Source organism: Pseudomonas urmiensis (assembly GCF_014268815.2).
In the GTDB taxonomy this organism is placed as follows: domain Bacteria; phylum Pseudomonadota; class Gammaproteobacteria; order Pseudomonadales; family Pseudomonadaceae; genus Aquipseudomonas; species Aquipseudomonas urmiensis.
In genome coordinates this window covers 2,841,979-2,862,884 of the sequence record NZ_JABWRE020000001.1, presented here as the reverse complement: position 1 = coordinate 2,862,884, position 20,906 = coordinate 2,841,979, and the positions used below count along the sequence as shown (strand labels likewise).

Genomic DNA, 20,906 nt, shown 5'->3' with positions numbered 1-20,906 from the left:
GGGGTCAATTATTTGGCTCGTCCTCTACAACGAATTCGTCAGTACCAGGAAGATGGAAGATATAGCTGGCCTTGTAGCCTTCACCCATAGTCCGTGCTCTTGCTTCTGCTTCCGCCTTGGTTCGAAAGGCGCCTACCATGATTACCGGCTCGTCACGTACCACGCCCCAAGTGTAAATCCAGTCTTTTTTGCTTTGGGCGTACTGCTCATCGCTCATGTTGACCTCCTAGGTCTTCAATGCCCCAGTCCATGGGCTTTCCGGCAACGGACCGGGGCGGTTCGTTGGATGCACAACGCTACTACGCTCTTGGCACGGCCGCGTACTGGCTTTTCGTCCAGGGTTGATCAGCAGCTAGGTGGAGCAGTGGCAAATTGACACTCTATTTCTCCAGAGTTAGATTCGGCGCCTTAAAGCGCCAATGCCTACTGCCTTGGCCAAACAGCAAAGGAAGTATACAAGTGGCCAAATTCATGTGGATCGTCACCATCATCATGTCATTGATTGGGGCGGTAATCGGTTATGGCGGTATCCATATGGCAACTAGCGCCCCGCAGGAAGCCGCCTCCGCTGCGATGGGGTTGGCTTGCGCAGTTATCCCATACTGCATTGCCAAAGCTTTTACGGAATTGCGTGCTCTTTAAGCTTTGATGTGCCATTCCGGAAGCCCAGCCCCGCGCTGGGCTTTTTGCGTCTGGCACCGGCTTGCGTCTCTATAGCTAATTGCTTCGAGGCTTGTATGAACCTCTGCCGTACTTCTCGAGCATGAGGCGGAGAAAATCCAATCCGGCAGCGAATTGCTCTTCACGGGTTTTGGTGGGCAGATCCTGAAACGCCGAACTCGCTCTCAGGGTTAGGTCATGATCCGCACCGAGCTTGCCTGGGTTCAGCGCTAGATACCAAATCTGAAATGCTTGCATAGCCGTGGTCAACGGGCCGCCCAGTTCGCCGCAGTCGAGGGTGGCGATGAAGATCAGTTCTTCGTTCTCGCTTTCGTCGAAAGAAAGCTGTGAGTGAGGGTCTCGGTCTGCGTGCTTCAAGAAGTTTTGGGCATTGTGTATCACTGCCAATGCCTGCTTTTTATCCAGGCCGGAATCTTGTATGAGGCGCGACCGCCATGACTTGTCCGGTCTCGAATGTTCAACCAGATCGGCAAACAGGCCGAAGGCAGCCGCGGCGAGCGTGCGAACCGCCAGTGGATCATGATCGGCTAGGAGCAGTCCTATCGCTTCATCCAGCTGGCGTGAGGCTGCTTCGAATTTTGAGCATGTGACCTGCATTCTGATTGCCCTCTGCTTCGATTTACCAACGGGATGGGCCCGGCGTTTGGCCGGCCTTGGGCACATTCTATGGATAGTGGTAGATTCCAGCCATCAACGAGGAGGGATCACATGCGAATTCTGATTGGGGCGGCGGGGTTGGCGCTGCTGGCTGGGTGTGCGACTTCCGCAACACCTGTTCAACAAGCTGACCCTGTGCCGAGGGACGAGATCTATGCGTTCCAGTCGAAGGAGGGCGCTGACAGTGGATCGTTGACGGTGGTTCGCGATTCGGGAGCGCTAGGCTCTGGATGCGACATCGTGGTGTACATCGATGGGAAGAAGTCCGCAAAAATCGGCCCTGGCCAGCGGGCCAGCTTCTACCTGCCGCCTGGGCAACCAAATCTCGGAATCGGCTTGGCCGGCTCTGGCCTCTGTGGCGGAATGGCCGTGCGATCTATTACCGGAAACGTGGAAACCGGAAAAGATAGCGTGTACCGAATCAGTGGAGACATGAGCGGTGTCTACATAGGACCCTATATCGATTACAACTGACTGACCGCCTTCGGGCGGTTTTTTATTGCCTGGAGAATTTGCATGATCGCTGCATACGCCAATGCTGGAATGACCACTATTAAGCTATCTGGCCCGCTTCTTCGACGATTCGGTCGAACCCATCGGCGTCTCATTGATAGCGGAACCGTAACGGAGGTGTTCTCAGCGTTGAGGGCAACGCTTTCCGGTTTCGAGGATGAGGTGAAAAGACTGGACTCTCTAGGCATGCGGTTCGCGATTTTCCGTAACGGCAAAAACATCGGCCAGAAGGACTTCGAGCGAGGTGGAAGCCAAGAAATTCGAATTGTGCCGATAGTCGTGGGCAGCAAGCGAGGCGGCATCCTGCAGACAATCGTGGGAGCCGTCATGATCGTCGCGGGTGTGTTCTTGTCGGCCACTCCATTTGGCGCGCCCCTCATCGGAGCAGGTATTGGCTTGGTCGCTGGCGGCGTCATTCAGATGCTCAGCCCCCAAGCCAAGGGCCTATCCCAGAGCGCCGCCCCTGAAAACTTACCGTCGTATGCATTCGGCTCAGCCAAGAACACGACCGCCAGCGGCAACCCGGTACCGATCTGTATCGGTGAGCGCCGATGGGGTGGGGCGGTGATCTCCGCGTCGATTCGGGCCGAAGACAAGAAGTAGCAACGTACCAGCGAACAAGCCGCCTGGGGGCGGTTTTTTTATGCCCGGAGGAAAGCATGGGCGCAGCACAACAGCTCGATATTGCCGGGGCAAAAGGCGGCAGCAGCAAGCCGAAAACACCAGTTGAGTCGCCGGACAGTCTACAGTCGACCAACATAGCCAGTATTCTTCTGGCCGTTGGTGAGGGCGAGTTTGACGGTACGCCGACCGACCGCGATATCTATCTCGACAACACGCCGATCATGGACGCCAGCGGCAACGTGAACTTTCCTGGCGTGAAATGGGAGTGGCGCCGCGGCACTGTCGAGCAGGAATACATCAAGGGTATTCCGGCGATCGAGAGCGACACCACGGTCAACGTCGAGTTGCGTAGCGATGCTCCGTTCACCCGTGCTCTGAGCAACACCAAGCTGTCGCGCCTGCGCCTTCGTTTCAGTTGGCCACGGCTGGTCAAACAGGACAGTAGCGGCAACACCAACGGCTACCGCATTGAGTACGCCATCGACGTCGCGACCGATGGCGGCGCCTATGTAGAGGCCAACCGCGGCGCCGTGAATGGCAAGACCACCAACGGCTACCAGCGCTCTGTCAGCGTGGACCTGCCGGCGGCAACCTCGGGCTGGATGTTCCGCGTCCGCCGGATCACGCCGAACCAGAACAGCGGCACCGTAGCCGACACGATGACGATCGCCGGCTACACCGAGATCATCGACGAGAAGCTGCGCTACCCGAACACCGCCCTGCTGTACATAGAGTTCGACGCCCAGCAGTTCCAGAACATCCCGTCCGTGACTGTGAAGTGCAAAGCCAAGCGCTGGCCGGTACCGAGCAATTACGATCCGGTGACCCGTACCTACACCGGGGTATGGGACGGCACGTTCAAGCAGGCCTGGACCAACAACCCGGCGTTCGTGACCTACGGCCTGTGCGTTGAAGACCGTTTCGGCCTGGGCAAGCGCATCAAGCCGTGGATGGTCGACAAGTGGGAGATGTACCGCATCGCCCAGTACTGCGACCAAATGGTGCCGAACGGCGTTGGTGGTGTGGAGCCGCGCTTTCTCTGCGATATGAACCTGCAGGGTAGGGCTGAGGCCTGGACGCTGCTGCGTGACCTGTCGGCGATCTACCGTGGCATGGTGTACTGGGCTCACGGCTCTCTGTTCATGCAGGCGGATATGCCGCGTGCGCAAGACATCGACTACGTCTTTACCAGGTCGAACGTCATTGATGGCGACTTCGTCTATGGCGGTGCCGAACGCAACACCCACTACAGCCGGGCCTTGGTCAGCTACGACAACCCGGCGAACAATTATGATACCGATGTGATCCCGGTTACCGACAACGCGCTCCAGCGCCGGTACCGGGACCGGCCGGTCGAAATCTCAGCCATCGGCTGCACCCGCGCGTCCGAGGCCCAACGCCGCGGCAAGTGGGCGCTGCTCAGCAACAGCCAGGACCGCACTGTTACCTTTAAGACCGGTATGGAGGGCCGCATCCCGCTGCCGGGCTTCGTGATCCCCGTTGCTGATGAATTGGTCGCTGGTCGACCGAATGGTGGCCGGATCTCTGCGGCTGCCGGCCGGGTGATTACCCTGGACCGCGACACGCCGATCAAGGCCGGCGACCGATTGATCCTGAACCTGCCGAACGGCTCCGCCCAGGCGCGTACGGTGCAGTCGGTGAATGGCCGGGCAGTGACAGTGACCACTTCCTACAGCGTGCAACCTGAACCGCAACTGCAATGGGCGATCGACTACGACGACCTGGCCATCCAGCTGTTCCGGGTGCTCAAGACCACCCGCACTCAGGAGGGTGAATACGAGATCACCGCGCTCGAGTTCAACCCGAGCAAGTTCGCAGCGATCGACACCGGTGCCAAGCTGGAAGAGCGCCCAATCAGCGTGATCCCGATCACCACCGTGCCACCACCGTCCAGCGTAACGCTGACTTCGGCCCATGCCATTTCCCAAGGCATCGCGGTCAGCACCATGACCATCGCCTGGCCTGCGGTGGAAGGCGCCGTGTCCTACGACGTGGAGTGGCGCAAGGACAACGGCAACTGGGTACGTCTGCAGCGCATCGGGGCGGCATCCGTCGATGTGGTGGGCATCTACGCGGGTGCTTACCTGGCCCGCGTGCGCGCGGTCAGTTCGTTCGACATTACGTCAAACTGGCGTGAGTCGATGCTGACTGAGCTAAAGGGGAAAGAGGGGGTGCCGCCGGCGCTGGCCTACCTCAATACCATTTCGGAGATCCTGGGTATTCGTCTGAACTGGGGTTTTCCAGAAGGCACCAGCGATACGGCCTATACCGAGATCCAGATGGCTTCAGAAAGCACCGGGCAGAACCCTGTCGCGCTGGGCCAGTTCGCCTACCCGACACCGACCTACCTGCACAGCGGGATGGCCGCCGCGGTGGTTCGTTACTTCCGTGGTCGTCTGGTGGATCGTACCGGAAACATTGGTCCATGGTCCGACTGGATCTACGGCCAGTCCAGCGCGGACGCCGATGCCATTCTCGACTACATCACTGGCAAGATCACCGAGAGTCATCTGGGCCAGAGCCTGCTCAGCGAGATTGAGAAAATCAGTGGCGAGGGTCCGGGGTCGGTTAACGAGCGGCTGAGCGCCGGCGATATCGCCCTGCAGAACCAGATTGACTCGCTACAAGCCCAGCTGGCCGATGTAGTTGGCGCGCCGGATTGGGATGCAGGCCAGGCCTACTTGGCTGGCTCTCTGGTCAAGCTCGACGGCAAGCTGTACCGGGCCAAGCAAGATGTACCGGCCGGCACCCCGGTCACCGATGCTGCGTTCTGGGAGTACATCGGCGATTACGCCTCGCTGGGCGAAATGGTCACCGCCCTGGCTATTCGCCTGGACGGCGTAGAGACCAGCGTAGAGGAGATGGACGGTCAACTGGCAGCCATGGCCACGCGGATCATCGGCGTGGAAACCCAGGTGTTCCCCCGCATGGCGGGAGCCACTGAGTGGAAGGCTGGCGACTCTGGTGTGAGGGCGACGGCTTCGTCGATTTACAGCTCGTTCAGCAGCGCAGACATGGCCCTCAGCCGGCGCATCGATACCGTCGAGGCGCAGATCGGTGACGACCTCAATGCACGATTCGAGCAGGAAGCCTACGCCCGGATCACCGCTGACGAGGCGCTGGCCACGCAAATCACCACTGTGTCGGCGAAGGTTGATGGCACTGAGGCGCGCCTGCAGCAGGAGGTAACAGCTCGAGCAACGGCGGATGAGGCCTTGACCGTCCAGATCACGAACGCCAATTCGAAGATCGGCGACAACGAGGCGGCGATTATCACCGAGGCACAGACGCGGGCGAACGCCGATCAGGCGATCAGCAGCTCGGTTACGCAGTTGAGCAGCCGGGTAGGGACCACCGAGGCCCTGGTGCAGGACACCTCGGAGGCTCTGGTCGACCTGGAAGGCAACGTGTCGGCCACCCGGAACATCAAGGTGGGCGTCGACGTGAACGGTCGCTACTACGGCGCTGGCATGGGGCTGAGTGTCGAGAATACGCCGGAAGGCATGCAGTCCATGGTGATCTTCCTGGCCAACCTGTTTGCTGTCATGCACCAGCCTGGCGGCACGCCTAAGTCAGTGTTCGCCATCCAGAACGGCCAGGTGTTCATGAACAGCGCGATCATCAACCAGGCCGACATCATCAACCTGATCATTACGGGGGAATTGAAGAGCAGCAACTATGTTGCTGGGCAGCAAGGCATTCGGATCAACTTCGTCACCAACGAGTTTGAAATAAACGGGGTTCGTCCAGGGCAAGGCCGGATGAACATAACTCATCAACTTTTATCCTTCTATGACACCACGCGACTGCGCGGTCGTCTCGGGATCTGGGGCTGATATGCCTGTCGGTCTACAACTCTGGGATGAGGATGGAAACCTCATCCTCGACGCCACCACGCGCCTCGGACGGGTATATGAGACGTTTTCGAGTGGGACGGCGAATGGGACGCGCACTGTTTCAGCACTGCTTGACGGCGGAGAGCCGTTCTTCTTCGTTGAAGACAACTCCGCCGACTTGCCGCTGGCGCAGCTCTATGCCTATCCGAATGTAAGTATCAATGGGGGAGTGGTGTCCTGGTCTTTTGTTGATTACCAGTACCCCACTTCTAGCAACAATGTCCCGCGTCGGGCCGTCAATATTTCTGTGGGGACATACTGATGCCTGCTGGTGCGGTTTTTTACTTCGATGACGGCGCGTTTCAGATAGACGCCGACGTGCGGGTGGCCACTTTAGCCTTTCGAACTACTTACTCGGGTCCGTTTACTGCTGACACAAGGCCCTTCGTCGGGACTCTGTATCAGTTCGATTTGACGGTGCCGAGTAACGTCAAATCTCTGTTCTTTTCTTGCAACGTACAGAACGGTATCGCCCTTTTTTCGAGGGTCGGCACCACCTGGCGGTTTGTGTGTGGCACCCAGGCAGCGATAGAAGTCTATGGTTTTGCCGACCAGACCATCACCCCGACTAACTCCGGGCTGCAGCTTTATAACGCCGCTGGCGTGCTGACATTCGACGCTGGCGCCAAATGGCTGCGGGTGGCCGATATCCATAGATCTGCTGCTTCTGGGGCATCTTGGCCGTGGCCATCGACATCTAGGAAGTACGCAGCGGGATTCGGCAGCTACCCCAAACGCAGTACGGGGGCGGCCCAGGCGGGGCTGCCTTATTGGGTCCTGCGGTCTTACATGATCTCGGTGGGGCCAAACACTGTGGGTGTAGGGGAGGGGCCAATCACATCACGACTTGTTGGCGGGGGCGGCGATCCTCCTCCTGGCAACTCTCCGCTAATGCAACCGCCGACCCTCATGGTCATTGACGTAACAAACTACTAGCAGGAGGCCGCATGGCCCAACAACAGATCAACCTGGGGACATCGCCCAGCGGCCAGGACGGTGACGACGCCCGGACGGCGTTCACTAAGGTCAATGAGAACTTCACCGAGCTGTACGACGGCAGCGTCAGCCAGCCTGCCAATCCCAAGCTGAGCGCCATTGCTGCCTCCGTCTGGGCGGCCAACCAGCTGATGTATGCCACTGGCCCTGACACGGTGGCGTTGACCCCCCTCACTGGGGCCGGCCGCGCCTTGCTAGATGATGCTGACGCTCCCGCGCAGCGGACCACTTTGGGTCTTGGTGGACAGATCTTGCAGGCACTCCAAGCGCTGACCATGACGGCCAATGGCGTGCCTTACATGGCATCCGCTAGCACCATGGCCGCTCAGGCATCGACAGCGTTCGGGCGCGGCCTGTGGAACGTGGCAGACCAGGCTGCCGCCCAGGCCGCCATCAATGCCCTGGGGGTGGGTCAGTTTGGATTCGGCTCGGTGGGCGGTAGCCCTAACGTCCCCCAAGCAGACCTGGACAGCGCCACGCTAGCGAACGGCATCTACCGCGTGGATGTGGCGGGCACCGCGTTCAGAGGTCTGGCGATCGGCGCGTATGCCGTCTGGACCAACCGGCTGAACACCACCACAGCTGCGGTGCAGATCGCGATCAACTACACAACCGGTAGCATGTTCAGCCGGACCAACTCGACGCTTGACTTCACTCCCGTCCTCAAAGCGGGCGACTATGGGATCGGTGGCGGTATGCCGCTGGTTGTTCCCAATAGCGCCGACTCGGTGACGGCTACGGGGTTCTATATCACCAATGGCACCACAGCGGGCACACCCGGGACTGCCGAGGGGCTGCCGGCAAACGCCCAAGGCTACTTGTGCCACTATCAGAACCTAAACCCGGCATATGCGGTGCAGGAATGGTTTCTAGTTACGGCTGGCTCAGACCGGTATACACGGTCTAAGCACAACAACAGTTGGGGCTCTTGGAACCGAGTCCAGTACGCTGCGACCGCCGTCACCACATTCGGCGATCAGGAGATCGGAGGCACTAAAACTCTGACCGGTGCTCAGCTGCGGTTCAAGGGCGGCACGCCAGGGATGTGGATGGAGGAGGGCGGCACCGCCACCGGCATCTGGATGGTGCTTAATGGCGGGACCATGCAATTCCAGCATCGGGCCACTGGCTTCGGTGGTACTGCGGGCCTTACCCCGCTTGCGATGAACATCAACACACAGACCACGCGCAGTGGCTATCAACTAACCCCGGCGGTCGACAACAGCGCTGCCATGCAGCTCGGTGCTAGCAACTACCGGTGGCCTGTTGTGTACGCCGCCACCGGCACCATCAACACCTCGGATGCGCGTGAGAAGACGCCTGTATCTGCGATGTCCGCCAGTGAGATCGCGGCAGCCAAAGAGCTATCGAGAGAGATAGGCACCTACAAATGGCTGCAGGCGGTAGCCGAGAAAGGCGACGAGGCTCGGGTACATATCGGGATGACCGTGCAGCGGGCTATGGAAATTATGGCCGGGCACGGACTTGATCCGATGGCCTACGGATTTGTCTGCTACGACCAGTGGGAAGCAGTCGAGGAAGTGGCCATCACTGAGCGTTACGGCAAGCTGTACAGCCTCAACGAAGTGACTGGCGAGAAGGAATATGCTCCCGATGATAGGGACGTGCAGGAGTGGGAAGCCTCGCCGGGAACCGGTATCCATTGGGAGTTCCGGTACGAGTCGATCAATACCATCACGCCGGGTTCGCCAGCAGGTGACCGCTACTCTTTCCGTTATGACGAGCTGAATATGTTCATTGCCGCAGGGATTGAAGCTCGCCTCTCGGCGCTCGAAGACGCCGCCTGATCTGCTCTTAAGCAGGAACCCCGAAACCGCCGCCTGGCGGTATTTTTTTGTCTGGAGAAAACCCATGACCCATTCGCTTCCCCGCGGAGTGCGCAATCGCAACCCTGGAAACATCGATCACAGCCCGGCCAATAACTGGGTTGGCCAGATTGGCAAAGAGCCGGGCGGCCGATTCGTCATCTTCGACACGCCCGAGAACGGTATCCGTGCCTTGGGCAAGCTGCTGCAGACCTACTACAACAAACACAAGCTGCGGACCGTCAAGGACATCATCAAGCGGTGGGCGCCGGAGGTTGAGAACGACACTGGGGCGTACATCCGCACTGTGGCTGATCGCTGCGGCCTGGGCCCGTCCGATCAAATCGCCAACATCAAAGACCCAAAGATCTTGGGCGGCCTGGTGCAGGCGATCATCAAACACGAGAACGCCAATTTCGAATACCCGCCGGCAATCTTTGCTGAGGGCCTGCGCAGGGCGCTGGCATGAACGGCTGGGGAGTGCGGGTAATCGCGCTGCTGCTCATCGTGGCTTCCTACTGGGGCACCTACCAGCACGGCCGGTCCGTTGAGCGCGCCCAGTGCGCCAAGGCATCAGCGCAGCGGGACAGCGGCGACCGCTTGGCTGAGGTGCTGGGGGAGCGCAGCGCGCGGGAAGAAGAACAACGACGCGCCCAGGCGCAGGAGGAGGCAAGAGCCCATGCCCAGGAAGAACGAACCATTGCTGATGCTGGTGCTTCTGGCGCCGATGCTGCTGGCCAGCGGCTGCGCGACGACGGCGCCAAGCTCGCTGCCTCCGTCAGTTGCACCGGCACGGATACCGCCGCTATCGCCCGCGGCCAGGCAGCCACCCGCGCCGCCATGGTGCTCTCCGACCTGCTCGCACGGGCTGATGCTCGAGCGGGAGAGCTGGCGAAAGCTTATGACCGCGCCCGGATAGCTGGCCGCACCTGCGAAGCTTCATACGACGCGCTTCAACGTCATCAGTAAGAGGGAAAGTCATCCTTTGTAACTGCTGGCGTTTCAGATCTTAGAGAAATCCCGATTACCGTCTTGGGTTGCGGGTTTAGCAGTCTCTTCGATCTCGAGCGTCTCAGACGCGTCTGTAAATACGGACACTGTCACCGTATAGCGGCTTAAATCGCCTTCATCTCGTTGAAACTTCATGACTACTTTCTCGCCCTCCCATTTCACCACTTCAGACTGGAAAGAGGCGCCTGATGACATTTTTATCCAGCGGCTGGTGACAACACCGGGCTCTCCATATTTGTCGGTCAGCATTTCGCCTACTAAGTGCAGACTGTTTGCGTTACCGCTGAGTACGAGCTCTGTGAGCTTTCCATGGGGCGCGACCGCGACCATCCCATAACCAGGAGATATTGGCAGATATGGTAACCCACGGATCTCAAAACGATCAGGGGACGACGTAGCTAGGCGGCAAAGCTTTTTTTGGCTACTTGATTCGTCAGGGCAAGAAGGCATCTGTGCCGTGAAATCGCCATGAAGGTCTATTCCCAAAAAATCGTTTGGCTCCTTGAGCCATGAGCTGGATCGCTCATTTAGTTCAGGTTGGGCCCATGCAGGGGCGGCGCTCAGAAGGCTCGCGCATACGGCCAGGATGATAAAAGGCTTCATCATTTCCTTCCTTGGATGCTACTCAGATATAACCAGCGCTAATCTGGGAATGTGTCAGGAACGCAATTATGCCCACACATTCTTATCAGGAACAGGTTTTATCACCCTGAATTATGGGGGTTGTGCGATAAAGCGCAAATTGAGCCCTAAGGAACTACCGTGTTCTCTCCGACCGCCTAGAGGCTGATGCTCAAGTGGGAGAGCTGGCGCAAGCTTATGACCGTGTCCGGATAGCAGGCAAGACCTGCGAGGCATCCTATAATGTCCTGGTCAAGCCATTAGGATAGGCCAGTGAAGCGGACCATCGAAGGAATGATTGAGGCGGGCGAGCCCCTGATTCAGGAGGCGACTGCCGCGCTTCGCCGGTACCACCAAGCCCAGGCCGACGGTGAGGCGCCCGAGCAAGTGGAGCGGCTACGCCAGATTGCGGAGTCGGCTTACCAAGCCGTGACCGACTACCAGCTATACGCGCTAGGGCATCAACCGTTGATTCGTCACTGAACTGGCTCGATCAGATCCCGCCCTTGGTTTCGCACATTGCCAACAGCTGTGCTAACGCGATACCACTCGAAGGCCTCGGCGGTCTCGCCAAGCTGCAACGCCATTTGCTCTGCTTGCTCCATGGGTGTACCTGGCGCGACCCACTCGCGGGCAAGCTCGGGGGATAGCACCACAGGTCTACGATCGTGCACGTCCACCATGCCGCCTTGGGCATCGGCGGTGATGATGACGAAGCCATCATGCTCGTTGCCAACGAACTGGCCCATGCTGGCGCAGAGGGAAGGGCGCCCGTCGCGCCGGCGGATGTAGTACGGCTGCTTCTTCGATCCACCTTCATCGACCCACTCGAACCACCCGTCGACCGGCGTGATGGCGCGGCTGGGCCAGATGGCCCGGAAGAACGGGCCGTGCGCGACCTTCTCGACCCTAGCATTGATCGGTGGCGCGCGATCGGTTGCCCAGTGCGGTCGCCATCCCCACTTCACCAGATCGGCGCGTAGGCCTGCTTCACCCATGCGGAGCACAGCTACCGGGGTGCTTGGGGCTACGTTGTACCTTTCCAGCGCTTGGTCGCCAACGTTGTTATGCCAAGACTCTGGCAGGCTTAAGGTCTCAACGAAGTCGTGTATTCCCCGGTATTGGGTTAGCCTCCCGCACATACACCGCCCTCCTGTATGAGCACGTAAGCATAGTCCGCCGAGTGGTACTGGCGCTGTAGCGGTGCTCAGTGGTGGAATACTGTATCGATATACAGTATTGGTGTTCTATGTATTTCCTCATCGTTCGGCGGCGCGAGCGCGGTGTAGCCCTTCCTCCAGAAAAGCTTCGGAAGGTCCAGGCACTGCGAGCCGACATTCATATCGGAGATCACCACAGCGAGCCGCTTGGCCGCGTATCGACACAAGCCTGGGTGTTCAACTCGGCACCTGGCCCCGACATCATCCCTAGGCTGCACGATGCAAAGGTCAACGGCATGGCCCAGCTCGGAATCAACATCAACGGCCTGGAAGATATCGACGGCGTGCTGTACGCGCAGTCGTGGTGGTGCCGGACTGTATGATCAGCGGACTGCCAAGAGCCTGGCTAGATGAGCTCAACGACCAGTTTGCACTGTCAACCGATCCAGATGGACGGGCCGCTGTTCTCTGCGCGATGGCGATGGCCGCGCATCGGCGCCGAGAGGTTGATGCCGATCAGCTCAGTGAGATGCTTGAGTTTGCCGAGGCTGCTAGGGTGTGGGCACTGCTGGAGCATGAGCAGTCAGGCGGCGTGTTCCATATCGACCAGACGCCATAGCTCTTCCTCAATGTACTCCGCGTAGCGCTCAGCTACCTCGGCGCATCCATTCTGGCCGAGGTCATGAACATTGCCATCGGGATCGAACCACTCTCCTGAGATCGCTTGAAATTCAAGCTCCCGGTAGCCAAGGGCGTCGGGATCGTTTGCCCAGGCGGTGAGGTGAAAAGGCTCGTCCACCAAGCTAGTGACTTCGCAATGGAGCACGCAGGCCTCGGCCTCAATGTCGACATCATACATTCCGCCTCCCCCGACTCCCGATGCACCGGCGTCGATGTATTCGGTGGAGTACATAGGCAAGGAATGGTGCCCCGTTAGCGACGAGAAGTCGACCAGCCGGCCTGGCCTGCCAGCCCATCTATACTGGGCTCTCCAGCAAAAGGAGAGATTATGGTGAGTGGTCGTTACGGAAGCCCTGAGCACGGCGAGTTCCTGCCGGGCATCGTCATGCCGCCGGAGATCCATGGGCTGCTGCGCAAGCGGATCGCTGAGATCGAGACCTGCGATACGGCGGTCAACTGCCTGATCGCCCAGGCGCGGGCTGAGAGCTTGGTCGAGGCGCTTGAGGTACTGAAGGCGTTGCCAGCCCATGCGATCGAGCGGCTGTATCTGGCGATTGAGCATTCTGCCCAGGTCAGGCTTGCCGAGCTTGGCAGCCAAGGTTAGTCATCGGCAGGAAAGACCATATCCGCCCATGCCTGCATCATCTCGCGGCGCTGCTCTATATATGTGGCGTGGTTGTACACGTCACGGATTGAGCTGCTATCTGCGTGGGCCAGCTGCCGCTCAATCCAGTCCTTGTTGTATCCGCGACTGTTCATCTCAGTGGAAAACAGGTGCCGGAACCCATGCGGCGACTGGCGTCCGGTGTAGCCGCATCGGTCCAGCAGGTTCACGGCGTAGTTGATGCCGATCGGCCGCACGGCATCTGAGCGGTTAGGGAACACGTATTTCATCCCGCCAGATATCGGCAGCATTGCGCGCAGAATCTCGACGGCCTGGCTCGACAGTGGCACCACGTGGGGGCGGCGCATTTTCATCTTGATGGCCGGGATCGACCAGGTGGCCGTGTTCAGGTCTATCTCCGACCACTCGGCCTTGCGCACCTCTGCCGGTCGGCAGGCTGTGAGGATTAGGAGCTTGGTGGCGCATTGCAGCTGGAGGCCCGAGTGGCTGCCCTCAATAGCCTTGATGATGGTCGGCATCTCCGAGAAGGCGAGGAACGGCCGGTTTTTGTGCGGCGCCATTTTCTCGGTGACAGTGTGCATTTCCGCCGTAGGGTTGTTCTCAATCATTCCGGTGGCGATGGCATACCTGAACACCTGAGCCATCCACTGCCTGGTCTTGACGGCGGTGGTCACCGATCCGCGCCGCTCGATCCGGCGGATCAGCGTGATCACATCAGACCGTTTGATCGAATCGATCTGGCGCAGTCCGAAGGCCGGCAGTACATCCAGCTCCATAGCATTCGAAATGACTTTGACCGTCGATTCGGTCAGGCTTCCCTTCCTGAATTCCAGCCACTCGTCATAGACGCGGCGGAATGTCCTCTCCTGGGCGCCAAGGCGCTCTGTCTTCTTCACCCTCCTTGATTCGCGCGGGTCAGTTCCCCGTGCAACCTCTTCGCGCGCTTCGTCCCGCCGCGAACGCGCCTCCTTCAAGCCTATCTCTGGGTAAGTCCCAAGCGAAATCCTGGCCTGCTTGCCCAGCCATGTGAACCTGAAATGCCAGCTCTTTACGCCAGTGTCAGCGATGTACAGCGTTAGCCCGAGCGAGTCCGCAAGGGTGTAGCCCTTTTCCCGGGGCTTGGCCTGCCTGGCCGCGGTGTCCGTAAGCGCCACTAGTACATTGCCTCTCGCTGTCTGTCTGATGTACTGGATGATGTACTACGTTTTTGGGATTGGGAAGGTACAGAGTGGTACGCGGCGATACGCCAATGACGCCGCATTCAGGGCGCCATGGCTGTCTGTGGTATCGCTCGGTTTTCGGCGGGAATCCATAGTGGAATCCTTGAAGATTTCCACGCTGTAGAGACTCTTGTAAAAAATGCTGACGGCGATTCTACCAGCATGCCCGCTACAACGGTTGCAGCCGTTCGTGCAGCCGCCCGGTGGCGATCAACTCGAGTAACTCATCGCCCAATCGCTGGCTCTCGGCAATCGCCTTGTACCAATAGCGCTTGCGGCTTGGCGCATCGCCCATGAACCGCTTGAAGTCGTTGCGGTCAGGTAGCTTGCCGTAGGGCAGGGCCGCCAGGTAGTGCGCAGAGGGGGTCATCAGCAACACATTCTGCAGCCGCGTGGCGTCACCCTTGCGCCAGGGCAGGGCCTTGTCGAACCAGCCGGGCACCACCTTGTCGGTGAAGTGCGGGTAGATCACCAGGTCATCGCCGCGGTAGGGCAGGTCCAGGTGGTAGTCGAGCAAGCCGCCGTCACGGTAGGTGCCGCTGCCAGCGCCTGGAATATCACGCACCCCGTGCATGACCATGGGGATCGAACCCGAGGCGAGCAGGGCGTGGCGCAGGTTGGCCAGGTCCAGCGGCAGGTAGCGCGAGGGGAAGTCGGTCAGCTCATCCAGCGGCGGTGGCGAACGCCCGTCATGCAGGATGATCCGTTCGAAATGCCGGCCCAGCCGGGCGCGCCCAAGCAGGTTGCTGGCAATCACCGAAGACAAGCCCAGCCCTAGCCGAGCGCGATGGTCGTCGGCCAGCAGGCCGTGGCTTTTCACCACCATGATGTTCAGCCGGTAGTGCGCATTGGCCAGGATCTGCCCATCGTTGCCCTGCAACAGGTCATCGAGCATGCGTTGGCAGCTGCGGCTGATTTCGGCGGGCGTCACGCCCTTGGCGAAGTCTTGCTCGGTATACAGCTCGCCCAGGCGGCGCAGGCCGGCAACCGGGTCATTGAGGCAGGCACTTGCAAAGCGCCAGGAGCCGATCGAGGCGCCAATCAATGCCCGCTGGCGCGGCGCCGAAGGCAGCCACTCACCGAACAGCGCTAGGTCCAGCCCTTGGATCCCCAGCGGCTTTGGCCCGCCCGCAGCACCAGGCACCACGCCCACATCGGCGGCGCGCAGGCCGCGCTCGCGGATCTGTTGCAAGGCACGCTTGCCCGCCTTGAACGTCAGGGCAGGGGACTTGATATGGATGGCGCTCATGCACGACCTCGCGGCTAACAAGCGGGGCATTATAGGGAACCGGCGGCTAACGCGCTGCGCTATCATGGCGCCAGCTGTTTTCAGGTTGAGTTAAGGACCGGTGGTTAATCTTAACCCCGTAGACAAATTACACATCTCGACGGAGAGACCCTCATGAAAACTTTGACTGCCCTGTTCACCGCCGCTGCCCTGGCCTTTGGCGCCAACGTTGCCCTGGCCAAAGACGTCCAGCCTGACGAAGTGGTCAAGCTGGTCAACGCCAAGACCATCATGTCGCTGGACGAATTGAAGGCCAAGGCGGTCGCCAAGCACCCAGGCGCCACCGTCACCGATTCGGAACTCGAAGACGAGTACGGCCGCTACATCTACAAGGTCGAGCTGCGTGATGCGCAGAACGTCGAGTGGGACGTGGACCTGGACGCCAAGACCGGTGAAGTACTCAAGGACGCTCGGGATAACTGATGAACCCTGTACCGCGAACGGCGCGCTACCTCGCCCTTGCGCTGATGACCGTCTGTTCGCTGGCCGTGGCCCGTGACCTTGACCAGGATGAAGCCCTTGAGCTGCGGCAAAAGGGCATCATCCTGCCGCTTGAGCAACTGCTCGAGTCCGCCCTGGGGCGTTACCCCGGGGCGCGGCTGTTGGAGGCGGAGCTGGAAGAAAAGCACAACCGTTACGAGTATGAAGTCGAGTTGCTGACCCCTGCCGGCGTAGTGCGCGAGATCAAGCTGGACGCCCGCAGTGGCGTGCTGCTCAAAGACGAGGAAGACGACTGAATGCGCCTGCTGCTTGTCGAGGACAATGTCCCCCTGGCGGACGAACTGACGGTGGGCCTGCAACGCCAGGGCTACGCCGTGGACTGGCTGGCCGATGGCCGCGATGCGGTGTACCAGGGCCAAAGCGAACCCTATGACCTGATCATCCTCGACCTGGGCTTGCCCGGGTTGCCGGGGTTGGAGGTGTTGGCCCAATGGCGCGCGGCAGGCCTGGCCACCCCGGTATTGATCCTCACCGCGCGCGGCTCCTGGGCCGAGCGCATCGAAGGGCTCAAGGCCGGGGCCGACGATTACTTGAGCAAACCGTTCCACCCCGAAGAGCTGCAACTGCGCATCCAGGCCTTGCTGCGCCGTGCGCGGGGCCTGGCCAACCAGCCGAAGTTGGAAGCTGCCGGGCTGCATCTGGATGAGGGGCGGCAATGCGTCAGCCGCGAAGGTGTCGACATCCAGCTGACCGCCGCCGAGTTTCGCCTGCTGCGCTACTTCATGCTGCATCCGGGGCAGGTGTTGTCCAAGAGCCACTTGGCCGAGCACCTGTATGACGGCGAGACCGAGCGCGATTCCAACGTGCTCGAAGTGCACGTCAATCACCTGCGACGCAAACTCGGGCGCAGCGTGATCGAGACCCGTCGCGGCCAGGGCTACGTCTACGCCGGGAACAGCCAGTGAAGTCGATTCAGGCGCGCCTGAGCCTGGGCCTGGTCGCGGTGCTGGTGGTGGTCGGCCTGGCCTTGGCCCAGTTGACTTTGTGGCTGTTCGAGGTAGGCCTGCAACGCTACCTGGAAACCGGCCTGCGCAAGGAAAGCGAGAACCTGCTGGTAGCCATGGTGCGCGGCCCCAACGGCCTGCAGCTGGACGAGCGGCGGGTGTCTGCCGCCTACCAGCGGCCCTTCTCTGGTTATTACTTCCGCATCGACTTCGACAAGGGCACCTGGCGCTCACGTTCGCTGTGGGACCTGGACATGCCCAAGCCGTCCAAGCCCGGCCTGGAAGACAGCCATGAGCTAGGGCCAGAAGGCCAGCAGCTGCTGGCCTTTCGCGCCGATTACCGGCGCCTGGGGCAGGACATCTCGATCAGCGTCGCCCAAGACTATTCACCCGTGCGCGATGGCTTTCGCCGGATGCAGCAGATTGGTCTAGGCATGGGCCTGGTGGCGCTGGTGCTGGTGCTGGTGTTGCAGCGCATCACCGTGACCCGCTCACTGCGCCCACTGGAGCGCGCCCGCCAGCAGATCGCCCAGTTGCAGCAAGGCCAGCGCTCTCAGCTGGATGCCCAGGTGCCCAGTGAGTTGCAACCGCTGGTGGATCAGGTCAACCACCTGCTGGCGCACACCGAAGACAGCCTGCGACGCTCGCGCAATGCCTTGGGCAACCTCGGCCACGCACTGAAAACGCCGCTGGCGGTATTGATCAGTCTGGCCTCCAGTGAACGGCTCAAGGATCTGCCCGAGGTGCAGGCGCAGATGCGTGAGCAGCTGGAACAGATCCAGCAACGCCTGACCCGCGAACTAAACCGGGCCCGGCTGGCCGGCGATGCGCTGCCGGGCGCGCAGTTCGACTGTGATGCAGAACTGCCGGCGCTGCTGGCAACCTTGGGCATGATCCATGGTGAAGGGCTGTTGCTCGAGCGCGATGTCGCACCGGGGTTGCTGCTGCCGTGGGACCGCGAAGATTTGCTGGAGCTGCTCGGTAATCTGTTGGACAACGCCTGCAAGTGGGCCGACAGCGAAGTGCGCCTTGGCATTGCCCAGACGAGCGATGGCTATCAGCTGTGGGTCGACGATGACGGCCCGGGGATTCCCGAAGCCAACCGCATGCAGGTGCTTGAGCGCGGATCGCGGCTCGACGAGCAGGTCGATGGGCATGGCCTGGGCCTTGGCATCGTGCGCGATATCGTCGAGGCCTGGGGCGGGCGCATCGCCTTGCTGCAAAGTCCCCTGGGTGGGTTGCGGGTAAGCATCGAGCTGCCGCGCAAGGGGCGCTGAATTTCGTCGTTCGCCGGGGCCTCATCGCGGGGCAAGCCCGCTCCCACGCCATCGTCGACCTAGCCGCACATTCGTGGGAGCGGGCTCGCCCCGCGATGAGGCCGGCCCTGCCAGCCCACGTCCCACCCTGCAAAAATATTGCAGCTCAAGCGCATTTTTTTGAATTGGCCCCAAAACGGTGCGCCCGGCACAATCCCTGCCACGAAACTTACCAGTTTCCATCTCCACGGACGGAACCCCTTAGCGATTGCATCTGCAATACAGGGCCCAGGCCAATTGCGGCTGGGCTTTCTTTTTAAAAAACATAACCCATCAACCCCTGGAACACGATCAACTGCCCGATGTCTGCCTCGCGTCCTGAAAGTCGATTGCAGCGCCTGTTGCCGGCGCCTCTGAATATCCCCCGCAAAGAATGGCTACGTGCCGGCCTCGGCGCACTGCTTGGCCTGTTCCTGGCCGGTTGGTTGTGCAGCCTGGCCTACGGCCCCTCCATCGCGTTACACCTGCTCGGCCCCCTGGCCGCCACTGCGGTGCTGGTGTTCGCAGTGCACTCCGGGCCTTTGGCGCAACCCTGGCCGGTGCTGGGCAGCTATGCCCTGGCCGGTGCGGTGGGCCTGGCGATGCGCCATGGTTTTGGTAGCGAGCTGTGGGTCGCTGGCGCCGCCCTGGGCATCTCGATCCTGGTGATGTGCCTGCTACGCTGCCTGCATCCACCCGGTGGTGGCGTGGCGGTCAGTGCGGTGTTGGCCGACTCAGGGCTGGTTGCGCTAGGCGATCACCTGCTCGAGCCGATCATGCTCAACGCGCTGATCCTGATCACGGTTGCGGTGCTCTACAACCGCCTGACCGGGGTGCGCTACCCCAAGGGCCCCTTGCCGCGTAAAGACCTGCATCACACCCACGATCCATTACCCAGCGAGCGCGTCGGTATCAACAGCGCCGACCTCGACCAGGCGCTGGAAGACATCGGCGAGTTCGTCGACGTCACCCGCGACGAGCTGGAGCGGATCATCCTCGCCACCGAGCAACACGCCTTGCAGCGCAGCCTGGGCGGGATCACCGCCGCCTCGGTGATGTCGCGGGATATTCAGTTCGCCAGCAAGCACACCACCTTGGAGCAAGCCTGGAAGATGCTCGCCAGCCATCACCTCAAGACCCTGCCAGTGCTTGATCAAGGCCGCCTGGTGGGCATCGTCAGCCTTAGCGACCTGGTTGGCCCGGCCATGGCTCGTGGGCGTTTCAGCTGGCGCGGCGTGCTGCGGCGCAAGCCGGTGCTGATGGAGCAGGTGATGAGTCGGCGGGTGGTCAGCGTCAGCAGCCAGCACCCGCTGGAGCGGCTGTTGCCGCTGCTCAGCGAGCAGGGCCTGCACTGCCTGCCGGTGCTCGATGGCGACAGCCTGGTCGGGGTCATCACCCAGAGCGACCTGATCGCCGGGCTCAAGCGACACTTGCTCAACGCCGCTGCGCTGAAATCAGATGATCGGGTCCCAGCGCTGTGACCAATCGCTGGCGCCGGCGGCGACTTGCCGGCGCAGCACGCTGAAGGCCTGCTGCAAGGCCTCGCTGTCGCGTTTGCGGGCATACACCAGGAAGGTCGGGTAGGTGAACTCCGGCGCCTGCGGCACCCGCTCGAACACGCCGCTGTCCAGGTACGCCTGGACCACGCGGGTACGGAAATAGCCGCTGCCGCCCTGGTCGAGAATGAACTGCAAGGCCAGTGGGCCGAGGTTGAAGCTCAGCGCCGCGCGGGCACAGTCGGGCAGGGCGGCGTCGTGCTGGCGGCGAAAAGCTTCGCCCCAGTCGATATAGATGTAGGGCTCGGGCAGATCGACGCGGCGGATGCGGATGAGCTTTTCTTCCATCAACTGCTCGACCTGCAGGCCCGGCCCGTAGGTCGGCTGATAGACCAATGCCGCGTCCAGCAGGCCCATCTCCACTTTGCGCAGCAGCGACTCGCCGTCGCTGACCTCGCTGCGAATCGCGTGACTCGGCAGCTCGCGGTGCAGGGCGCTGACCCAGTCGAGCAGCATCGGATTGCCCAGGCTCACTTCACCACCGAGATGCAGCACTTGCTGGCAGCCCTGCGGCAGCGGCAGGTCGCGGCGCGCCGCCTCCCAGGTCTCGACCAGCTGGTTGGCGTAGGTGACGAACGCTTCGCCGTCGCTGGTCAAGCTGGCGCCGCTGCGGCTGCGCACGAACAGTTGGCAGCCCAGCTGCTGCTCCAGGCGCTGGACCCGCGCGGTGATCGCCGTTTGCGAGACGAACAGGCGCTCGGCGGCGGCGACCAGGCTGCCGCAACGGACGATTTCCAGGAAGGTACGGGCCTGATCGATGTCCATGGCTGAGCTCGTTGAGGTAGGTGGC

General features: G+C 60.9%; 25 protein-coding genes and 2 pseudogenes. 19 read left to right on the top strand and 8 right to left on the bottom strand.

Features of this window, described 5'->3' with window-relative positions:
* Nucleotides 1-4: 4 nt before the first annotated feature.
* Nucleotides 5-217: a hypothetical protein gene (locus HU737_RS12740; protein ID WP_186554888.1), complete on the bottom strand. Its 213-nt coding sequence runs from the start codon at nt 215-217 to the stop codon at nt 5-7.
* A gap of 242 nt (nt 218-459) precedes the next feature.
* Between HU737_RS12740 and HU737_RS12735 the strand changes: the two genes are divergently transcribed.
* Nucleotides 460-642, top strand: a complete 183-nt coding sequence (locus tag HU737_RS12735) for a hypothetical protein (RefSeq protein WP_186555077.1) — start codon at nt 460-462, stop codon at nt 640-642.
* 75 nt (nt 643-717) lie between these two features.
* Here the strand turns inward: HU737_RS12735 and HU737_RS12730 are convergent, their stop codons facing one another.
* Nucleotides 718-1,278: a hypothetical protein gene (locus HU737_RS12730; RefSeq protein ID WP_186554887.1), complete on the bottom strand. Its 561-nt coding sequence runs from the start codon at nt 1,276-1,278 to the stop codon at nt 718-720.
* A 111-nt stretch (nt 1,279-1,389) separates the two neighbouring features.
* Here HU737_RS12730 and HU737_RS12725 point away from each other — a divergent pair, with 111 nt between their 5' ends.
* The 8 genes from HU737_RS12725 to HU737_RS12690 all read left to right on the top strand — a co-directional run bounded on the left by HU737_RS12725 (nt 1,390) and on the right by HU737_RS12690 (nt 10,183).
* On the top strand, nt 1,390-1,812 hold the full coding sequence (locus HU737_RS12725; protein ID WP_186554885.1) for a hypothetical protein: 423 nt from the start codon (nt 1,390-1,392) through the stop codon (nt 1,810-1,812).
* 42 nt (nt 1,813-1,854) lie between these two features.
* Nucleotides 1,855-2,454, top strand: a complete 600-nt coding sequence (locus tag HU737_RS12720; RefSeq protein WP_189661815.1) for a tail assembly protein — start codon at nt 1,855-1,857, stop codon at nt 2,452-2,454.
* Nucleotides 2,455-2,510: 56 nt separating this feature from the next.
* The gene (locus HU737_RS12715) at nt 2,511-6,332 is read left to right on the top strand and encodes a TipJ family phage tail tip protein (protein ID WP_186554883.1); all 3,822 of its coding nucleotides are present in this window, start codon (nt 2,511-2,513) and stop codon (nt 6,330-6,332) included.
* A 1-nt stretch (nt 6,333) separates the two neighbouring features.
* Complete coding sequence (locus HU737_RS12710) at nt 6,334-6,654, top strand: hypothetical protein (RefSeq protein WP_186554882.1); 321 nt, start codon at nt 6,334-6,336, stop codon at nt 6,652-6,654.
* On the top strand, nt 6,654-7,328 hold the full coding sequence (locus HU737_RS12705) for a hypothetical protein (RefSeq protein ID WP_186554880.1): 675 nt from the start codon (nt 6,654-6,656) through the stop codon (nt 7,326-7,328). The genes HU737_RS12710 and HU737_RS12705 overlap by 1 nt, the downstream gene beginning before the upstream one ends.
* A gap of 11 nt (nt 7,329-7,339) precedes the next feature.
* Nucleotides 7,340-9,196, top strand: coding sequence for a tail fiber domain-containing protein (locus tag HU737_RS12700; protein WP_186554878.1), 1,857 nt, complete (start codon nt 7,340-7,342; stop codon nt 9,194-9,196).
* A 64-nt stretch (nt 9,197-9,260) separates the two neighbouring features.
* Nucleotides 9,261-9,683, top strand: a complete 423-nt coding sequence (locus HU737_RS12695) for a structural protein (protein ID WP_186554876.1) — start codon at nt 9,261-9,263, stop codon at nt 9,681-9,683.
* The gene (locus HU737_RS12690; RefSeq protein ID WP_186554875.1) at nt 9,680-10,183 is read left to right on the top strand and encodes a DUF2514 domain-containing protein; all 504 of its coding nucleotides are present in this window, start codon (nt 9,680-9,682) and stop codon (nt 10,181-10,183) included. The genes HU737_RS12695 and HU737_RS12690 overlap by 4 nt, the downstream gene beginning before the upstream one ends.
* Before the next feature lie 33 nt (nt 10,184-10,216).
* Here HU737_RS12690 and HU737_RS12685 read toward each other — a convergent pair whose 3' ends face one another.
* Nucleotides 10,217-10,828 (bottom strand): hypothetical protein, encoded by a 612-nt coding sequence (locus HU737_RS12685; protein ID WP_186554874.1) that lies wholly within the window; start codon nt 10,826-10,828, stop codon nt 10,217-10,219.
* 161 nt (nt 10,829-10,989) lie between these two features.
* On the opposite strand from HU737_RS12685, the pseudogene HU737_RS12680 reads away from it, so the two are divergent.
* Together HU737_RS12680 and HU737_RS12675 are read left to right on the top strand one after the other, a co-directional pair.
* Nucleotides 10,990-11,115, top strand: a pseudogene (locus HU737_RS12680) (DUF2514 family protein); the annotation flags it as partial.
* Between the two features lie 4 nt (nt 11,116-11,119).
* Nucleotides 11,120-11,329, top strand: coding sequence for a hypothetical protein (locus tag HU737_RS12675; RefSeq protein WP_405129385.1), 210 nt, complete (start codon nt 11,120-11,122; stop codon nt 11,327-11,329).
* Here the strand turns inward: HU737_RS12675 and HU737_RS12670 are convergent.
* The gene (locus HU737_RS12670) at nt 11,323-11,988 is read right to left on the bottom strand and encodes an SOS response-associated peptidase (RefSeq protein ID WP_186554872.1); all 666 of its coding nucleotides are present in this window, start codon (nt 11,986-11,988) and stop codon (nt 11,323-11,325) included. The genes HU737_RS12675 and HU737_RS12670 overlap by 7 nt on opposite strands.
* A gap of 107 nt (nt 11,989-12,095) precedes the next feature.
* Between HU737_RS12670 and HU737_RS12665 the strand changes: the two genes are divergently transcribed.
* Together HU737_RS12665 and HU737_RS26205 are read left to right on the top strand one after the other, a co-directional pair.
* Nucleotides 12,096-12,389 carry a hypothetical protein gene (locus HU737_RS12665; protein ID WP_186554871.1) on the top strand — a complete coding sequence of 98 codons (294 nt, stop codon included), beginning with the start codon at nt 12,096-12,098 and terminating at the stop codon, nt 12,387-12,389.
* A pseudogene (locus HU737_RS26205) lies at nt 12,386-12,592 on the top strand (hypothetical protein); the annotation flags it as partial. The gene HU737_RS12665 and the pseudogene HU737_RS26205, both read left to right, overlap by 4 nt.
* Here the strand turns inward: HU737_RS26205 and HU737_RS12655 are convergent.
* Nucleotides 12,590-12,865, bottom strand: a complete 276-nt coding sequence (locus tag HU737_RS12655; RefSeq protein WP_186554869.1) for a hypothetical protein — start codon at nt 12,863-12,865, stop codon at nt 12,590-12,592. The pseudogene HU737_RS26205 and the gene HU737_RS12655 overlap by 3 nt on opposite strands.
* A gap of 150 nt (nt 12,866-13,015) precedes the next feature.
* Here HU737_RS12655 and HU737_RS12650 point away from each other — a divergent pair, with 150 nt between their 5' ends.
* On the top strand, nt 13,016-13,291 hold the full coding sequence (locus tag HU737_RS12650; protein ID WP_189661814.1) for a hypothetical protein: 276 nt from the start codon (nt 13,016-13,018) through the stop codon (nt 13,289-13,291).
* Here the strand turns inward: HU737_RS12650 and HU737_RS12645 are convergent.
* Both HU737_RS12645 and HU737_RS12640 read right to left on the bottom strand, forming a co-directional pair.
* Nucleotides 13,288-14,466 carry a tyrosine-type recombinase/integrase gene (locus HU737_RS12645; RefSeq protein WP_186554868.1) on the bottom strand — a complete coding sequence of 393 codons (1,179 nt, stop codon included), beginning with the start codon at nt 14,464-14,466 and terminating at the stop codon, nt 13,288-13,290. The genes HU737_RS12650 and HU737_RS12645 overlap by 4 nt on opposite strands.
* A 235-nt stretch (nt 14,467-14,701) precedes the next feature.
* Complete coding sequence (locus tag HU737_RS12640) at nt 14,702-15,781, bottom strand: patatin-like phospholipase domain-containing protein (RefSeq protein ID WP_186554867.1); 1,080 nt, start codon at nt 15,779-15,781, stop codon at nt 14,702-14,704.
* Between the two features lie 153 nt (nt 15,782-15,934).
* Between HU737_RS12640 and HU737_RS12635 the strand changes: the two genes are divergently transcribed.
* From HU737_RS12635 to HU737_RS12615, 5 genes are all read left to right on the top strand, one after another.
* A complete protein-coding gene (locus HU737_RS12635) occupies nt 15,935-16,243 on the top strand; it encodes a PepSY domain-containing protein (protein ID WP_186554866.1) in 309 nt (102 codons plus the stop codon).
* Complete coding sequence (locus HU737_RS12630) at nt 16,243-16,557, top strand: PepSY domain-containing protein (protein WP_186554865.1); 315 nt, start codon at nt 16,243-16,245, stop codon at nt 16,555-16,557. Before HU737_RS12635 ends, HU737_RS12630 begins: the two co-directional genes overlap by 1 nt.
* Nucleotides 16,558-17,226: a response regulator transcription factor gene (locus HU737_RS12625; RefSeq protein ID WP_186554864.1), complete on the top strand. Its 669-nt coding sequence runs from the start codon at nt 16,558-16,560 to the stop codon at nt 17,224-17,226.
* On the top strand, nt 17,223-18,542 hold the full coding sequence (locus HU737_RS12620; protein ID WP_186554863.1) for a sensor histidine kinase: 1,320 nt from the start codon (nt 17,223-17,225) through the stop codon (nt 18,540-18,542). The genes HU737_RS12625 and HU737_RS12620 overlap by 4 nt, the downstream gene beginning before the upstream one ends.
* A gap of 341 nt (nt 18,543-18,883) precedes the next feature.
* On the top strand, nt 18,884-20,041 hold the full coding sequence (locus HU737_RS12615; protein ID WP_186554862.1) for an HPP family protein: 1,158 nt from the start codon (nt 18,884-18,886) through the stop codon (nt 20,039-20,041).
* Here the strand turns inward: HU737_RS12615 and HU737_RS12610 are convergent.
* On the bottom strand, nt 20,015-20,881 hold the full coding sequence (locus HU737_RS12610; RefSeq protein ID WP_186554861.1) for a LysR family transcriptional regulator: 867 nt from the start codon (nt 20,879-20,881) through the stop codon (nt 20,015-20,017). The genes HU737_RS12615 and HU737_RS12610 overlap by 27 nt on opposite strands.
* Between the last annotated feature and the right edge of the window lie 25 nt (nt 20,882-20,906).

Coding starts and splice junctions, on each gene's coding strand:
- HU737_RS12685 (WP_186554874.1), bottom strand. CDS start 10,828: ATGAAGCCTTTTATCATCCTGGCCGTATGCGCGAGCCTTCTGAGCGCC.
- HU737_RS12705 (WP_186554880.1), top strand. CDS start 6,654: ATGCCTGCTGGTGCGGTTTTTTACTTCGATGACGGCGCGTTTCAGATA.
- HU737_RS12625 (WP_186554864.1), top strand. CDS start 16,558: ATGCGCCTGCTGCTTGTCGAGGACAATGTCCCCCTGGCGGACGAACTG.
- HU737_RS12720 (WP_189661815.1), top strand. CDS start 1,855: ATGATCGCTGCATACGCCAATGCTGGAATGACCACTATTAAGCTATCT.
- HU737_RS12690 (WP_186554875.1), top strand. CDS start 9,680: ATGAACGGCTGGGGAGTGCGGGTAATCGCGCTGCTGCTCATCGTGGCT.
- HU737_RS12655 (WP_186554869.1), bottom strand. CDS start 12,865: ATGTATGATGTCGACATTGAGGCCGAGGCCTGCGTGCTCCATTGCGAA.
- HU737_RS12630 (WP_186554865.1), top strand. CDS start 16,243: ATGAACCCTGTACCGCGAACGGCGCGCTACCTCGCCCTTGCGCTGATG.
- HU737_RS12740 (WP_186554888.1), bottom strand. CDS start 217: ATGAGCGATGAGCAGTACGCCCAAAGCAAAAAAGACTGGATTTACACT.
- HU737_RS12650 (WP_189661814.1), top strand. CDS start 13,016: ATGGTGAGTGGTCGTTACGGAAGCCCTGAGCACGGCGAGTTCCTGCCG.
- HU737_RS12635 (WP_186554866.1), top strand. CDS start 15,935: ATGAAAACTTTGACTGCCCTGTTCACCGCCGCTGCCCTGGCCTTTGGC.
- HU737_RS12710 (WP_186554882.1), top strand. CDS start 6,334: ATGCCTGTCGGTCTACAACTCTGGGATGAGGATGGAAACCTCATCCTC.
- HU737_RS12695 (WP_186554876.1), top strand. CDS start 9,261: ATGACCCATTCGCTTCCCCGCGGAGTGCGCAATCGCAACCCTGGAAAC.
- HU737_RS12610 (WP_186554861.1), bottom strand. CDS start 20,881: ATGGACATCGATCAGGCCCGTACCTTCCTGGAAATCGTCCGTTGCGGC.
- HU737_RS12670 (WP_186554872.1), bottom strand. CDS start 11,988: ATGTGCGGGAGGCTAACCCAATACCGGGGAATACACGACTTCGTTGAG.
- HU737_RS12715 (WP_186554883.1), top strand. CDS start 2,511: ATGGGCGCAGCACAACAGCTCGATATTGCCGGGGCAAAAGGCGGCAGC.
- HU737_RS12615 (WP_186554862.1), top strand. CDS start 18,884: ATGTCTGCCTCGCGTCCTGAAAGTCGATTGCAGCGCCTGTTGCCGGCG.
- HU737_RS12730 (WP_186554887.1), bottom strand. CDS start 1,278: ATGCAGGTCACATGCTCAAAATTCGAAGCAGCCTCACGCCAGCTGGAT.
- HU737_RS12700 (WP_186554878.1), top strand. CDS start 7,340: ATGGCCCAACAACAGATCAACCTGGGGACATCGCCCAGCGGCCAGGAC.
- HU737_RS12640 (WP_186554867.1), bottom strand. CDS start 15,781: ATGAGCGCCATCCATATCAAGTCCCCTGCCCTGACGTTCAAGGCGGGC.
- HU737_RS12665 (WP_186554871.1), top strand. CDS start 12,096: ATGTATTTCCTCATCGTTCGGCGGCGCGAGCGCGGTGTAGCCCTTCCT.
- HU737_RS12725 (WP_186554885.1), top strand. CDS start 1,390: ATGCGAATTCTGATTGGGGCGGCGGGGTTGGCGCTGCTGGCTGGGTGT.